Source organism: Pseudomonas sp. HPB0071, assembly GCF_000478505.2.
In the GTDB taxonomy this organism is placed as follows: Bacteria; Pseudomonadota; Gammaproteobacteria; order Pseudomonadales; family Pseudomonadaceae; genus Chryseomonas; species Chryseomonas luteola.
The window spans coordinates 2606190-2620270 of the sequence record NZ_KI517367.1; the positions used below are offsets into that span (position 1 = coordinate 2606190).

A 14081-nucleotide genomic window follows, 5' to 3' on the forward strand; every position below is an offset into this window, starting at 1 on the left:
GGGTAGGTATCACGTTGCTGTCGAGGTTGGAAAGGGCCGATTCGTCGGAGCGTATAAATTTGAGCAGAAGCGTTGACGACTTATTACAATGCCGACGCCGCCAGCCGCTCTTGTCTATGCTGGTTATCTCGTTGCGATGTCTCGCAGGAATTCGATATGCCCATTCGCCCTGATCATCCCTTGTTGCAGCGTATCGTCGATGATCTGGCCGATGTCGGCTGGTCCCATCAGACGGTGTTTCTACCCGATGATCTGACCCGTGCGCTGGCGCAAGAGTGCCACAAACGTGCGCAGCACGGACTGTTGGCTCCAGCCGCTATCGGGCGTGGCGACAGCCAGGTCATTCGCGAAGGTGTCCGTGGTGATCAGATTGCCTGGTTAGAGGGCGATGAGTCTTCGCCTGCTATTGCCCGCTATCTGGCGCTTATGGATGCGCTCCGGCTGGCCTTCAATCAGAGCCTCTTCATGGGTCTCGAAGACTATGAAAGCCATTTTGCAATGTATCCGCCAGGGGCTTTTTATGCCACTCACCTGGATCGCTTCAAGGATGACGACAGGCGTATGGTGTCTCTGGTGTTGTACCTGAATGAGGCGTGGCTGCCCGAGCATGGGGGCGCACTGCGCATGCACCTGCCTGACGGACAGACCCGCGATGTATTGCCTGCTGGTGGCAGCCTGGTCTGCTTCATGTCTGGCGATTTGCCCCATGAAGTCCTGCCTGCGACGCGTGAGCGTATGTCATTAACGGGCTGGTTTCGCCGGCGGGGTGAAAACGTACTGGAAAACGTTTTGTAAATGGAAAAGATACTGATCAGCCGCTGCCTGCTGGGCCACCGGGTCCGCTATGACGGGGGCGCTCATGGCCCCTATGATCAGTTGAGTTCCTGGCTGGCGGAAGGACGTGTCGTCGCCGTGTGTCCAGAGGTTGCTGGTGGCCTGCCTACACCTCGGCCGCCGGCTGAAATCCCTGGCGGACAAGGCGCTGCCGTACTGGACGGCTACCAGCCCGTGATGACCGATACCGGTGAGGACGTCAGTGCGGAATTTCTAGCTGGAGCCTGTCAGGCTGTTGAGCTGGTCAGGCAGCATCGTATCCAGATGGCGGTGCTCAAGGCGCGTAGCCCCTCGTGCGGCAATCATGAGAATTACGATGGCACCTTTTCCGGACACCGAGTCCCGGGTGAGGGCGTAACAGCTGCAGCCTTGCGGCGTGCCGGTGTAAAGGTCTTCAATGAAAGCGAGCTGAACGAGGCTGTAGCCTACCTGCAGGCGCTCGAAGCGAAATAGTATTCATGTACAAAACAAAAAGGAGGCCAAAGCCTCCTTTTTGTTGGATGAACGCTTAGAATAACACGCGGCAGCGAATGGTGCCCTTGACGTTCTGCAGCTTCTCCTGAGCCATGTCAGAGTAGGCGGCATCTACGTCGACTACCACATAACCGACTTTTTCGTCCGTTTGCAGGTACTGACCGGAAATGTTGATGCCGTTTTCGGACAGCACACGGTTGATCTCAGACAGTACGCCCGGCACATTCTGGTGAATGTGCAGCAGACGATGTTTGCCCGGATGGGAGGGCAACGCCACTTCCGGGAAGTTGACGGAAGACACGGACGTACCGTTGTCGCTGTACTTCACCAGCTTCTCGGCCACTTCCAGACCGATGTTGGCCTGGGCTTCCATGGTGGAGCCGCCTACATGCGGGGTCAGGATGACATTGTCCAGGCCGCGTAGCGGACTGACGAACTCGTCATTGTTGGAGCGCGGCTCGACTGGGAACACGTCGATGGCAGCACCCAACAGATGTTCGTCTTTGATGGCTGCTGCCAGCGCTTCAAGATCAACTACAGTGCCACGTGCAGCGTTAAGCAGGATGCTGCCTTTTTTCATGGCGCGGATTTCACGTTCGCCAATCATCAGTTTGGTCGAGGGCGTTTCCGGTACGTGAAGCGTTACGATGTCGGCCATGCCGAGCAGCTCGGTGATGGAAGCAACCTGTTGTGCATTACCCAGCGGCAGCTTGGTAACTACATCGTAGAAGTAGACCTGCATACCCAGGCCTTCGGCCAGGACGGACAGCTGCGTACCGATGGAACCGTAGCCGATGATGCCCAGCTTCTTACCGCGAATCTCAAAGGAATTGTTGGCGCTCTTGAGCCAGCCGCCACGGTGGCAGGAAGCGTTCTTGGCAGGAATGCCACGCAGCAGCAGAATGGCTTCAGCCAATACCAGTTCAGCGACCGAACGGGTATTGGAGTAGGGCGCATTGAACACGACGATACCGCGTTCACGGGCGGCGTTCAGGTCCACCTGGTTGGTACCGATGCAGAAGCAGCCAACGGCGATCAGCTTCTTGGCGCAGTCGAACACTTCTTCGGTCAGTTGAGTACGGGAGCGAATGCCCACAAAGTGCGCATCGGCGATCTTCTCTTTAAGCTCAGCCTCGGGCAGCGCTTTGGAGATGTACTCGATGTTGGAGTAGCCAGCCGCTTTCAGCGTGTCTACTGCCGATTGGTGTACGCCTTCGAGAAGAAGAAATCTGATCTTGCTCTTGTCGAGTGAGGTCTTGCTCATCTGCGTTGAACCCGTAGTCCCGAGGAAGTGTGAATCGGCTGCCGGCTGGCGTCGCCGAAGGGTAGGCATATGCTAGCATGTTCTCCCTTTTCCTTGCCCGGATACGACCTGAGCGGTTCTCAGGACGACCATGAATGCCACGAGAGTTTCAACATGATTGACGCTGCTTTGATCGAATCGCTGAAAACCCTGGTCGAGCCCGGAAAGGTGCTCACGGATGCGGCCTCGCTGGAGTCTTACGGCAAGGACTGGACCAAGCACTTTGCCCCGGCACCGTCTGCCATTGTCTTTCCCAAGACGATAGAAGAGGTGCAGGCGATCGTGCGATGGGCCAATGAACATCGGGTGGCCCTGGTGCCTTCTGGTGGCCGTACCGGTCTTTCGGCGGCAGCGGTCGCAGCTAATGGCGAAGTCGTCGTGGCATTCGATTACATGAACCGGATTCTCGACTTCAACACATTCGATCGTACCGTGGTCTGCCAGCCGGGCGTGATCACCGAGCAGTTGCAGGCCTTTGCTGAAGACAAAGGTCTCTATTACCCCGTCGACTTTGCCTCGGCCGGTTCCAGTCAGCTGGGTGGCAACATCGGTACCAATGCGGGTGGCATCAAGGTGATCCGCTACGGCATGACCCGTAACTGGGTAGCCGGCCTCAAGGTCGTGACCGGTACGGGCGAGCTGCTCGAGCTGAACAAGGGCCTGATGAAAAACGCGACCGGCTATGATTTCCGTCATCTTTTCATTGGTGCCGAAGGCACGCTGGGTTTCGTGGTCGAGGCTACGATGCGGCTGGAGCGTCAGCCAACTAATCTGACCGCCTTGGTACTGGGTACGCCGGATTTTGATTCGATCATGCCGGTACTGCATGCCTTCCAGGACAAGCTGGACCTGACGGCCTTCGAGTTCTTTTCCGACAAGGCCATGGACAAGGTCCTGGCCCGTGGTGACGTGCCTGCGCCGTTCGATACCCGCTGCCCGTTCTATGCACTGCTGGAGTTTGAAGCAACAACGGACGAGCGCGCCGATCAGGCTCTGGCTACCTTCGAGCACTGTGTCAATGAAGGCTGGGTACTCGATGGCGTCATGAGCCAGAGCGATCAGCAGCTGCAAAACCTGTGGCGTCTGCGAGAAGACATCTCCGAGACGATTTCCTACTGGACACCCTACAAGAACGACATTTCCGTAACGGTTTCGAACGTGCCGTCCTTCCTGCGTGAGATTGATGGCATCGTGGGCGAGCACTATCCGGATTTCGAGATCATCTGGTTCGGTCACATCGGTGACGGCAACCTGCACCTGAACATTCTCAAGCCTGATGATCTCTCCAAGGATGAGTTCTTTGACAAGTGCAAGGTCGTGAACAAGTGGGTATTCGAGACCGTTGCGAAATACAACGGCTCCATTTCGGCTGAGCATGGCGTGGGCATGACCAAGCGGGATTACCTGACCTATTCCCGCTCAGAAGCCGAAATCGCCTACATGAAGGCTGTCAAGGCAGTCTTCGACCCCAATAACATCATGAATCCGGGCAAGGTCATCGCCTGATAGCCCTTGAGGATCAGGCGATAAACCGACCGTTCCGCTAACGTTCAGGTTCGTGTCGTTATGCTTGGCCGCCTGCCTTGGTAATGCGGCCAAGCTTTTGGTTATAAAGGATTAAACGGGACTTTTCCTCTTTCGGAGTCGGTTCACCATGAGCTACCAACACCAGTACGTCGATGGTACGAAGATCCACTTCCCGCTGGGCAAGGTGGTCTGTATTGGCCGCAACTATGCTGAGCATGCCAAGGAACTGAACAACCCTGTACCCACCGAGCCGCTCATCTTTATCAAACCGGCCAGTTCGGTCGTGCCGATTGAAGGTGGCTTCAGTATTCCTGAAGACCGCGGTACGGTGCATTACGAGGCGGAAATCGCCGTATTGATCGGCAAGCCCCTGTCACGCACGCCAAGCGAAGAAGAGGTCCGGGATGCCATTTCGGGTTTCGCGCCGGCGCTGGACCTGACCTTGCGTGATGTGCAAGCCCGCTTGAAGGAAAAGGGTTATCCCTGGGAAATCGCCAAGGGGTTCGACGGCGCCTGTGTCCTGGCGCCTTTCGTGCCGGGTGATGCCTACAGCGATCTGGCTGATATCGATGTTCGCCTCACCATCAATGGCGAGGTACGCCAGGACGGTAACAGCCGTGACATGCTCAACCCGATCATCCCGTTGATCCAGCACCTGTGCACACACTTCTCCCTGCAACCCGGCGATGTGGTACTGACCGGTACGCCCAAGGGAGTCGGCGCGTTGAACAAAGGTGAGGAACTGGTCCTGGAGTTGCCTGGCAAAGGCCGCTTCACGAGTCGTGTTCTCTAACATCCACCCTTGAGTAATCCGGAAGCATCAGGCGACGGATCCAAACCGCTAAGCAGTCGAAACCGTCGTCATGCCAAAAGTATTACAACGTCGATCCCTCAAATGGTGGCTGGCCGGCTTCGTGCTGGTCGTCGCCGCCACGCTCACATACCTGTTTCACTGGGACCAGCGTGCCTGGCTCTGGTGGCAGGAACGTAACACGCCTGCCAACCAGCATGCGGACAATATCTGGCTTCCGGGCTATACCGCGGTCATTCAGGCCAAGCCCTTGCCCGGCATGGAAAAGGCCGAGGCATCGGACATCGCCTATAACCCGGCGACCGGCACCCTGTTCATTGTCATGGGCAAGGAGCCTTTGCTGGTGGAAACCAACCTGAGCGGTGATATTCTCAGGCAGATTCCCATAACCGGGCTTTCCAACCCTGAGGGCCTAGTGGTCCTGGATGGAAATCGCATGGGTATTGTCGATGAGCGTCAGCGTACGCTGGCCCTGTTCAATCTGACCCCCGAGACCCGCCAGCTGCAGCCCGCAGATTTCCAGTTTTTCGACCTGGGCTTTGCCGATGCCGGCAACAAGGGGTTCGAAGGCGTTGCCTGGGATGCACGACAGCAACGTCTACTGCTCAGCAAGGAGCGAGATCCTGCAGCACTGTTCAGCCTGTCCAGCGATGGTGATCAGATCCTGGGTGAGATGACGGATCTTCCCGATCAGCCCGACCTGATGAATGATTATTCTGCGCTAAGCGTTGATCCCCGTACCGGCCATACACTGGTGCTCTCGGATGAGTCGCACCTGTTGCTTGAACTGGACGAAAGCGGAAAGCCGGTCAGTTTCATCAGCCTGATCGGGGGGCTCAATGGACTCAGTAAAAATATCCCTCAGGCTGAAGGTGTTGCGATTGATGAAGAAGGAACCGTTTACATCGTGAGCGAGCCTAACCTGTTCTATGTCTTCCGGAAATCTGACTGACATAAAATATCCGTAGGCTTGTCGTCGAGCGCGGGCATGCAGGTCGCCCGGATGATTGATCCCTCGACGGCAACGGGCCTACCCATGCAGCGTATCTATCCTTACCGCATTCCTCTGGCTGGCCTGCTGATGGCAGTGCTCATCGCAACCATAGCCAGCCAGCAGACCCCGCTCCTGGCGCGTCTCTGGTATGGCGTTCAGCAGCACTGGCATGCCGATGAGCGCCGTGAGGTCTCGGTTTGGCTTCCTGATTATCATGTCGATATCGAGGCCAAGCCTGTGCCAGGGCACGCGGATTTGTCGGCACTGACCTATGACCCGAGCCGGGGCACGCTTGCGAGCCTAACCAACAAGTCATCCCATTTCATCGAGCTATCACTCGACGGTGAAATTCTTCGGCAAATCCCTATGCAGGGATTCGATGACCCCGAGGCGATTGAGTACATTCGCCCGGGCGTTTTCGTCGTGGCAGAAGAGGGCCGGCAACGGTTGGTTCAGATTCATGTTGATGACACAACGAGCGTCATCGATGCGAATGACCCTCGCAATCAGACGCGTCTCTCTCTGGAATTGGCTGCGTTCGACAATCGGGGTTTCGAAGGGCTCGCCTATGACAGTCGACACAAGCGGCTCTATGTAGCTAAAGAAAAGGACCCTGTGCAGATCTACGAGATCGATGGTTTTGCCGACCCTGAGCCCGGCGCACCGGCCAATATTACAATCAGGTCCAATGTGCTGCGTGACAGGGGCCTGTTTGTCGACGATCTGTCGAGCCTCCACTTTAGTGCCAGCACGAATCACCTGCTGGCGCTCTCGGATGAGTCGAGGCTGGTCATTGAGCTGGATAGCGAGGGGAAGCCCTTGAGCACCCTGCCGCTCGATGCCGGGCGGCAGGGTCTGACGAAAAGCGTGCCGCAGGCCGAGGGCCTGGCCATGGACGACCAGGGCACGCTGTATATCGTGAGCGAACCGAACCTCTTTTATCGATTCAAGCGTAACTAAACTGCGTTATACGGATCAGAACCGCCACTGGGCACCCAAGCTGTATCCGGTCTGGCTACCCTCGGAATGGCCCAGGCGACTGTTGACCTCGGCATAGACGCCAATCTCCGGTGTGATCGCCCACTGAGCCCCGATCTGAGCGCGGGCAAAGTGCTTGTCTACCGAATCCAGCGCTGCCGTACGCAGCCGACCATCTCCACGGCTGATAACATCCAGCCGACTCTTGCGGCCATCACCCAGTTCTTCGACCCAGGCGACATGAGCATAGGGTTGTAGGGCCATGCCACGGCTCATGGGGAGATCGCCATAGACCCGCCAACCCAGGCTTGCCTGAATGGAGTCATAGGTCTGATCATCAAATGACATGGCGGTCCGGCGGCTGTCGTCTTCATCGAAGCTATCGATGTGGTAACGGGTATAGTCCAGTCCCAGCTGAGGACCGGTTCGCAGCTGACCGACCGTCATGTCGTAGCCCCCAGTCAGGCGAGCACCGAAGAAGCGGGCCCTGGTATCGCCAGATAACGTCTGGTTCAGGAGAACCGGCCCGCCACTGGCCTGAAGGAACACGGAGCGATCCGTATCGAAGCGGGTGTGACCCGCGCTCAGCTCACCTGCAGCCCAAAGCGGCCCGCCGTTGCTGACCAGACCATACAGCCCGGCCTGCCATGTCTCGTTACGAACCTTGCCAGAATGCTCCAGGTCATCCTTGCCACGCTGAATGCTCAGGCTACCGCCTACGGTCAGCCATTCACTGGCCCGATAATCGCCAATGGCATAGGCGGTGGCCCGCTTGGAGCGCTGGCTCGGATCTACATCAAACCCATGCTCAGGCTGGTACTCGCCCTCGATTCCCACGCTGCCACTGAATTGGTTGAGTGCAAGTGGTGCGAGCTGAAGGCCCAGCCAACGGCGGTCATGCAGCCGAGTAAGGGTTTCATGCTGGCTGCGCAGGTTGTCCTCCATGGCCCGTGCCAGCGCACCGCTGGAGGCGGTGGAAGCGAGCAGGTCGGCATTTGTCAGCTCTAGCAGGAGACGCGTCAGCAGGCGTGAATAATCACGAAGACGCTGCTGGATGCGCTCTGCACCCAAGGCGCCGGTCAGCACCGTCTCGTTGTCCAGTGATGGTGTATGCCAGGTGGCGCCGCCAGGAATGGCTGGATTGGTGGTCTGCTCATAGCCGTCCAACTCGCCGATTTCCCAGTTGGTCGCTTCGACGAACAGCACCGGAATACCGAGCGCCTCGAAGCTTGCTGCATCACTGCAACAGCCGGTGCCGGCAGGGTATTCCGAATTCAGTCCGGGATTCGTGCGCAGATCGATCCCCAGTTCCTGTGCGATACGAAGCGTCTGCTCGCGTATGGACGCCAGGGCGGGATTATCGACGCTGTTGGCACCGGCATGGGCATACATCAGGTCGCCCGTGATCAGGCTGTCGAGGTTGATCATGCCCAGCAGGCTGGCCCGCTCGCTATCGCTCAAGCCGGCTACATAGGCGCGTGAGCCGCGCAGGCCTTCCTCTTCAGCTCCGAAGGCAACCACATTGATACCATTTTCCAGCGCGATCCCGCTGAGGTTGCGCGTGATCTCCGTAAGGACGGCGGCACCGGAACCGTTGTCATCCAGGCCTTGGAGTGTCGGGCGGCCAAAGTAGGTATCAAAGTGTGCTCCTAGTACAAGGGTGTTGCCGCTGGTGCCTGCCAGCTGAGCCACTACGTTCTGTGAGTTCCGGTTTCCGTTCCAGGTGAAGGACTGGAGAGTGGCGTTGTTACCTATACGCTGCTGCATCCAGGCCGAGGCGCCCTCAAAACTCGTAGTGCCTCGATAACGACCCGGATACTCATTAATCAGAACGTCCAGTGTCTCGTCGGCGTATTCACCAAAGTCATAGGCACCCGCGGTACCCCCTATCAAGATACAGCCGACTGCAAGCGCTAGTTTGGAAAAGGAATGCACAAGCGATCCTCATTGTTATGGTTTGTTGTGTTGTAGTTATGGGTAGTGCGGAGCTGCATGGAGCAGATAGCGTGCCGACTTGAAAAGCGGACAGGCAGGCGACGCCTGGCAGACTGACAGCGCTGCCTGGGCGTAACTATAGATGGGGATGGAAAAAATGCCGGGCAGGCTGTGCACTGTGATCGTGCACAGCCTGAAGTGCGTGTCTCGTCGTGGGACGTAGGTGCTTAACGCTTGAGCGTCTGAACGCCTTCGGCGGTTCCCAGCAGCAGGACATCCGCCGAGCGAGCCGCAAACAGGCCAACCGTGACTACGCCGACGATGTTATTGATCTTGGACTCCAGATCGATCGGGTCAAGGATATGCATGTTATGCACGTCCAGGATCACGTTGCCGTTGTCGGTTTTAACACCTTCACGGTAGACCGGATCGCCGCCCAGCTTGACCAACTCGCGGGCTACGTAGCTGCGTGCCATGGGGATGACCTCGACAGGGAGCGGAAACTCGCCCAGCACATCTACGCGTTTACTGCCGTCGGCAATGCAGATAAAGGTCTGTGCCACGGCCGCTACGATTTTTTCACGCGTCAATGCTGCACCGCCCCCTTTGATCAGTTGCAGGTGCTCGTTGGCCTCGTCGGCGCCATCGATGTAGAACTCAAGATAGTTGACGCCATTGAGGTCATACACCGGAATGCCATGTTTCTTGAGTCGCTCGGCCGTTGCCTCGGAGCTGGCTACTGCGCCGTCGAATTCCATTTTGTGTTGGGCCAGCAGGTCGATGAAGAAGTTGGCGGTAGAGCCGGTGCCGACCCCAATGACGCTGTCACGCGAGAGGTGCGGGAGAATATAGTCCACCGCGGCCTGCGCCACGGCTTGCTTGAGCTGATCCTGGTTCATGATCGATTCCGGCAAAGGAGAAGTAGAGGTTCGATTATAGCCGGGCTGACCCTATCAGCGGTGAACAGGGTGGTTGACGCATTGTGGGTGGCTTGTCGTGCTGCTTGCGCAGTAGACTGACTGTTCCCCGCAAAAGCCCTGCCGAGAAAAGTCGATGCTCGAACAGTACGTCAAGAAAATGCTGACCTCGCCCGTCTATGATGTGGCCGTTGAAACACCTCTGCACCCTGCGCATAGCCTGTCGGAGCGTCTGGGTAACCGGATTCTGCTCAAGCGCGAAGACCTACAGCCCGTCTTCTCGTTTAAGATCCGGGGCGCCTACAACAAGGTGGCCCAGCTCACTGACGAGGAAAAGGCTCGCGGCGTGATCGCGGCATCCGCCGGCAACCATGCCCAAGGCCTGGCCTTAGCTGCACAGAAGCTGGGTATCAAGGCCGTTATCGTCATGCCTAAGACGACGCCAGAAATCAAGATCAAGGCGGTACGTGCCCGTGGTGCCAAGGCTGTCCTGCACGGCGATGCCTTTCCTGAGGCGCTGGCTCATGCGCTGAAACTGGTAGAGGAAAAGGGATACACCTTTATTCACCCGTACGATGATCCGGATACGATTGCCGGGCAGGGTACTGTCGCCATGGAAATCCTGCGCCAGCAACCAGGTCAGCTGGACGCCATTTTCGTGCCGGTAGGCGGTGGAGGGCTGATCGCGGGGATCGCCGCCTACGTCAAGTACCTGCGTCCTGACATTAAGATTATTGGTGTTGAACCAGACGACTCCAATTGCCTCCAGGCCGCCTTGCAGGCAGGTGACCGGGTGGTGCTGAGTCAAGTGGGTATCTTTGCCGATGGCGTAGCGGTCGGGCAGATCGGTCATCACACCTTCGAGATCTGCCGACACTATGTGGATGACGTGATTACCGTCAGCTCCGATGAGATCTGCGCAGCTATCAAGGACATCTACGACGATACGCGCTCCATCACCGAGCCGGCTGGTGCCCTAGGCGTGGCGGGGATCAAGAAGTATGTCGCTACCCGCGGCGTAAAAGGGGAGACCCTGGTAGCCATCGACTCGGGTGCCAACGTCAACTTCGACCGCCTGCGTCACGTGGCAGAGCGTGCCGAGCTGGGGGAACAGCGTGAGGCTATCATCGCCGTGACCATTCCTGAGCGTCCCGGCAGTTTCAAAGCGTTCTGCGAGGCACTGGGCAAGCGCCAGATCACCGAATTCAACTATCGCTATAACACGGATAGGGAAGCCCATATCTTTGTCGGCGTACAGACTCATCCGGAAACCGATCCACGCGGCAAGCTCATCGAAAGCCTGCGTGAGCAAGGGTTTCCCGTATTGGATCTGACCGACAATGAGCTGGCCAAGCTGCACATACGGCACACTGTAGGTGGACATGCGGCCCATGTGGATACCGAGCAGGTCTTCCGTTTCGAGTTTCCCGAGCGGCCTGGCGCATTGTTCAACTTCCTCAATCGCCTGGGTGGGCGGTGGAATATCACCATGTTCCACTATCGCAATCACGGCTCGGCTGATGGCCGCGTATTGGCGGCGCTTGAGGTTCCGGAGGAGGAGCGGCACCGTGTGCCCGAAGCGCTGGCAGAGATCGGTTATCGCTATTGGGATGAGACCAATAACCCTGCGTATAAACTGTTTCTGAGTTAACGCTTAGGGTGGCGGCGGGCGTCTGGTAGGGAACCAAGCGCCCGGGCCGTGTTCGATGAAAGGCTGGCCACGTTTACTGGCCAGCTGATACCAGTCATCGAACCGAGTCGGAATGTCTTCACCTACGTTTCCACATCACCGTGGCCTGCTGATGCTCAGCATCACGCTGATGGTCACCGTCTATTTTCTCGACAGCCTCTCCATCGCGCTGGCCAACCGCTATGTATCCGGCGGCCTGGGTGCTGATCAGCGCAGCTATGTCTATGCCACGGCAGCCTATAGCGTCGCGGTCATCTTTTTCACGGCGCCTCACCAGTGGTTTGTACAGCATCTGGGGTACCGGCACCTGATGATGGCGGCGACAGTTGTCCATACCATAGGCCAGCTGCTCTGTCTGGCCGGCGACCACCTGTGGGTCTTTGCCACGGGTAGAGTCTTCATGGGGGCGGCCGCCGCGACCTTTTTCGCCGGTGCGCGGGTGCTGGTGCTCATGTTCTTCCCCGGGCCGCAAACCCCCACAGGCATACGAGCCTTTGCCAGCGGCGTGCCGCTTGGCGCGGCGATGGCTTCTTTTTGTACGGCGCAACTGCTGGCGCATGAGGAGTGGCGCGGTATCTTTGCCGTGCCGCTGGTGGTCTGTCTGGTCATGGCCGTGTGCATCTGGATGGCCATTCCCTCGCGCGTCATACCCGAAAAGTTGTCGGCCAGACCAGCACTGCTGCCCATGGCTATCCTGCTGGTTGGAAGCATCATTGTCGAAACCACTATCCAGCGGATGAGTTTTGATTTCTACAGCGATACCTGGGAGCTGCTCGGACTCTTTCTGCTGGGTATCTGCCTCATGGCCGTCTTCATCTTTTGTGAGCGGCAGCGGGAGCGGCCAACCCTCGACTTTCGTAACGCCATCAATCCGGCCTTTCTGCTCGGCATGCTGTTCATGATGCTGAACTACTTCATGCTCGGTGCCTATAACTACGTTATTCCCCAATATGTCCTGAACGCCCTGCAGGTACCGATCTACACTGCTGGAACGGTCATGGCTATCGGCTGGCTGTGTGGGATAGTGCCGCTCATGGCCATTACCTCTGGCACGCTCAAGCGGTATTTCCCGTGGGGTGGCTTCAAGAAGTTTCTGGTGCTCGGCTATTCGCTGCTGGCCGGCTATGGCTTCTGGATGTCCAGCCAGAATGGCGAGGTGCCGCTTGTGCAGCAGCTTCAGCCTGCGCTCATGATGCATGGTGTGTTTCTGATCTCGACCTTTGCCGTGATCATCATGTACACCTTCATGACTATTCCTCCGCGTTATTTCAGCCAGGCATATCAGATCAAGAACATGACGCAGCAGATCGTCATGCCGCTGGGAATCGTCATGGCCAACGTCTTTCTGCAATGGCGCGATGCGTTCCACGCCAATGTCCTGCGCAGTCACATCACCTCATTCAATCCGCTTTATCAGCAGTATAGGGAACAGCTGAACGAGGCGATGGGGCATGCCTCCATGAGCCAGATGGCCTCGCTGATCAATCGCCAGGCTGCGATCCTGGGCTTCCTGGACTATTTCTACCTGATCGGCTGGGTAGGTGTAATTCTGGCTATCTACATGCTTCTGCAGCGGCACTTTCGCTGATAGGAGTGGGAAACGGGTCATGCTTTACCCGTCAGAATCCATTGATTGCTTGGCTATGTAAGCTTTTGTTCAGCAAGGGCTGAGGATACTGCTCGCGGATTTTCAGGCGCTCCGGCGGGATTACCCCAATGTAATGTCCATATGGACAAGCAGGCAGGAGTGGCACTTGCCAGCGTATTGCCACAGACGGCAAAAATACAGGCAGGGAGCTGCGTTGCCGCTCCAACAAGCTTTATGGAACAATGCAAGTCTATTGACTTTCCAGGGGTGTCAGCCGTGATCGATTCTGATGGTTTTCGCCCGAATGTCGGCATCATCCTCGCGAATGACGCTGGCCAAGTGCTGTGGGCTCGGCGCATCAACCAGGACGCCTGGCAGTTTCCACAGGGAGGTATCGATGATCGTGAAACGCCGGAAGAAGCGCTTTATCGCGAATTGAACGAAGAAGTGGGGCTGAGTCCGGATGATGTCCGGATTTTGGCCTGTACGCGGGGTTGGTTGCGTTATCGCTTGCCCCAACGCATGGTGCGTACGCATAGTAGGCCCCTGTGCATCGGTCAAAAGCAGAAATGGTTTCTGCTCCGGCTGATGTCTGAGGATCAGAGGGTACGCATGGATGTGACAGGCAAGCCGGAGTTCGACGGTTGGCGCTGGGTCAGCTACTGGTACCCATTAGGGCAGGTGGTGACGTTCAAGCGGGAAGTGTATCGTCGAGCCCTCAAGGAGTTGGCCCCGCGCCTGCTCGCCTGATCGATATGTTAAGCCTGTACCATACGTGTACGTATGGAAGACGGAAGAGGCACCGTTTGCATTGCCTCACCGGCCCGCCCGGTTATGCCGGGCCTGCCGTGGACGGAGGAAATGCTGTGGCCATGCTGGATGAACGATTTGTGACGTTGAATGGCAATACGCTGTCAGATAGGCGTTGCTGTCCACCTTCATCGATCGTGGCTATCAGGTCGGTGGCCGGAACTCAATTTGCTCGCGCCTCGAAATCCTTTACCAGGATGTCGTCCAACGTCACCAGAGC

11 protein-coding genes and 1 pseudogene are annotated in these 14081 nt (G+C 57.4%); 9 read left to right on the forward strand and 3 right to left on the reverse strand.

Features of this window, described 5'->3' with window-relative positions:
- Positions 1-156 precede the first annotated feature (156 nt).
- Positions 157-795: a 2OG-Fe(II) oxygenase gene (locus tag HMPREF1487_RS12285; protein WP_010796973.1), complete on the forward strand. Its 639-nt coding sequence runs from the start codon at positions 157-159 to the stop codon at positions 793-795.
- On the forward strand, positions 796-1287 hold the full coding sequence (locus tag HMPREF1487_RS12290) for a 2-thiouracil desulfurase family protein (RefSeq protein ID WP_010796974.1): 492 nt from the start codon (positions 796-798) through the stop codon (positions 1285-1287).
- A 55-nt stretch (positions 1288-1342) separates the two neighbouring features.
- Here HMPREF1487_RS12290 and serA read toward each other — a convergent pair whose 3' ends face one another.
- Positions 1343-2572, reverse strand: a complete 1230-nt coding sequence (gene serA, locus HMPREF1487_RS12295) for a phosphoglycerate dehydrogenase (RefSeq protein ID WP_037030737.1) — start codon at positions 2570-2572, stop codon at positions 1343-1345.
- Positions 2573-2725: 153 nt separating this feature from the next.
- On the opposite strand from serA, the gene HMPREF1487_RS12300 reads away from it, so the two are divergent.
- The 4 genes from HMPREF1487_RS12300 (at position 2726) to HMPREF1487_RS12315 (ending at position 6903) form a co-directional block, all read left to right on the forward strand.
- Positions 2726-4117 (forward strand): FAD-binding oxidoreductase, encoded by a 1392-nt coding sequence (locus HMPREF1487_RS12300; protein WP_037029969.1) that lies wholly within the window; start codon positions 2726-2728, stop codon positions 4115-4117.
- Between the two features lie 148 nt (positions 4118-4265).
- The gene (locus HMPREF1487_RS12305) at positions 4266-4931 is read left to right on the forward strand and encodes a fumarylacetoacetate hydrolase family protein (RefSeq protein ID WP_010796977.1); all 666 of its coding nucleotides are present in this window, start codon (positions 4266-4268) and stop codon (positions 4929-4931) included.
- 70 nt (positions 4932-5001) lie between these two features.
- A complete protein-coding gene (locus HMPREF1487_RS12310) occupies positions 5002-5901 on the forward strand; it encodes an SdiA-regulated domain-containing protein (RefSeq protein WP_010796978.1) in 900 nt (299 codons plus the stop codon).
- An 84-nt stretch (positions 5902-5985) separates the two neighbouring features.
- Positions 5986-6903 carry an SdiA-regulated domain-containing protein gene (locus HMPREF1487_RS12315; RefSeq protein WP_037030739.1) on the forward strand — a complete coding sequence of 306 codons (918 nt, stop codon included), beginning with the start codon at positions 5986-5988 and terminating at the stop codon, positions 6901-6903.
- Positions 6904-6918: 15 nt separating this feature from the next.
- Here HMPREF1487_RS12315 and HMPREF1487_RS12320 read toward each other — a convergent pair whose 3' ends face one another.
- Both HMPREF1487_RS12320 and rpiA read right to left on the reverse strand, forming a co-directional pair.
- Complete coding sequence (locus HMPREF1487_RS12320; RefSeq protein WP_010796980.1) at positions 6919-8856, reverse strand: autotransporter outer membrane beta-barrel domain-containing protein; 1938 nt, start codon at positions 8854-8856, stop codon at positions 6919-6921.
- Positions 8857-9083: 227 nt separating this feature from the next.
- Positions 9084-9755 (reverse strand): ribose-5-phosphate isomerase RpiA, encoded by a 672-nt coding sequence (rpiA, locus tag HMPREF1487_RS12325; RefSeq protein WP_010796981.1) that lies wholly within the window; start codon positions 9753-9755, stop codon positions 9084-9086.
- 136 nt (positions 9756-9891) lie between these two features.
- Here rpiA and ilvA point away from each other — a divergent pair.
- The 3 genes and pseudogenes from ilvA to HMPREF1487_RS12340 all read left to right on the forward strand — a co-directional run.
- Positions 9892-11424 (forward strand): annotated as a pseudogene (gene ilvA / locus HMPREF1487_RS12330) (threonine ammonia-lyase, biosynthetic); the annotation flags it as partial.
- Between the two features lie 112 nt (positions 11425-11536).
- Positions 11537-13051 carry an MFS transporter gene (locus HMPREF1487_RS12335; RefSeq protein WP_010796983.1) on the forward strand — a complete coding sequence of 505 codons (1515 nt, stop codon included), beginning with the start codon at positions 11537-11539 and terminating at the stop codon, positions 13049-13051.
- A gap of 276 nt (positions 13052-13327) precedes the next feature.
- Positions 13328-13801, forward strand: a complete 474-nt coding sequence (locus HMPREF1487_RS12340; RefSeq protein ID WP_010796984.1) for an RNA pyrophosphohydrolase — start codon at positions 13328-13330, stop codon at positions 13799-13801.
- Positions 13802-14081: the final 280 nt, after the last annotated feature.

Excerpts from the sequence above, each read along its gene's own strand:
- HMPREF1487_RS12285 (WP_010796973.1), top strand. The coding sequence starts at position 157 with ATGCCCATTCGCCCTGATCATCCCTTGTTGCAGCGTATCGTCGATGAT.
- HMPREF1487_RS12290 (WP_010796974.1), top strand. The coding sequence starts at position 796 with ATGGAAAAGATACTGATCAGCCGCTGCCTGCTGGGCCACCGGGTCCGC.
- serA (WP_037030737.1), bottom strand. The coding sequence starts at position 2,572 with ATGAGCAAGACCTCACTCGACAAGAGCAAGATCAGATTTCTTCTTCTC.
- HMPREF1487_RS12300 (WP_037029969.1), top strand. The coding sequence starts at position 2,726 with ATGATTGACGCTGCTTTGATCGAATCGCTGAAAACCCTGGTCGAGCCC.
- HMPREF1487_RS12305 (WP_010796977.1), top strand. The coding sequence starts at position 4,266 with ATGAGCTACCAACACCAGTACGTCGATGGTACGAAGATCCACTTCCCG.
- HMPREF1487_RS12310 (WP_010796978.1), top strand. The coding sequence starts at position 5,002 with ATGCCAAAAGTATTACAACGTCGATCCCTCAAATGGTGGCTGGCCGGC.
- HMPREF1487_RS12315 (WP_037030739.1), top strand. The coding sequence starts at position 5,986 with ATGCAGCGTATCTATCCTTACCGCATTCCTCTGGCTGGCCTGCTGATG.
- rpiA (WP_010796981.1), bottom strand. The coding sequence starts at position 9,755 with ATGAACCAGGATCAGCTCAAGCAAGCCGTGGCGCAGGCCGCGGTGGAC.
- HMPREF1487_RS12335 (WP_010796983.1), top strand. The coding sequence starts at position 11,537 with ATGTCTTCACCTACGTTTCCACATCACCGTGGCCTGCTGATGCTCAGC.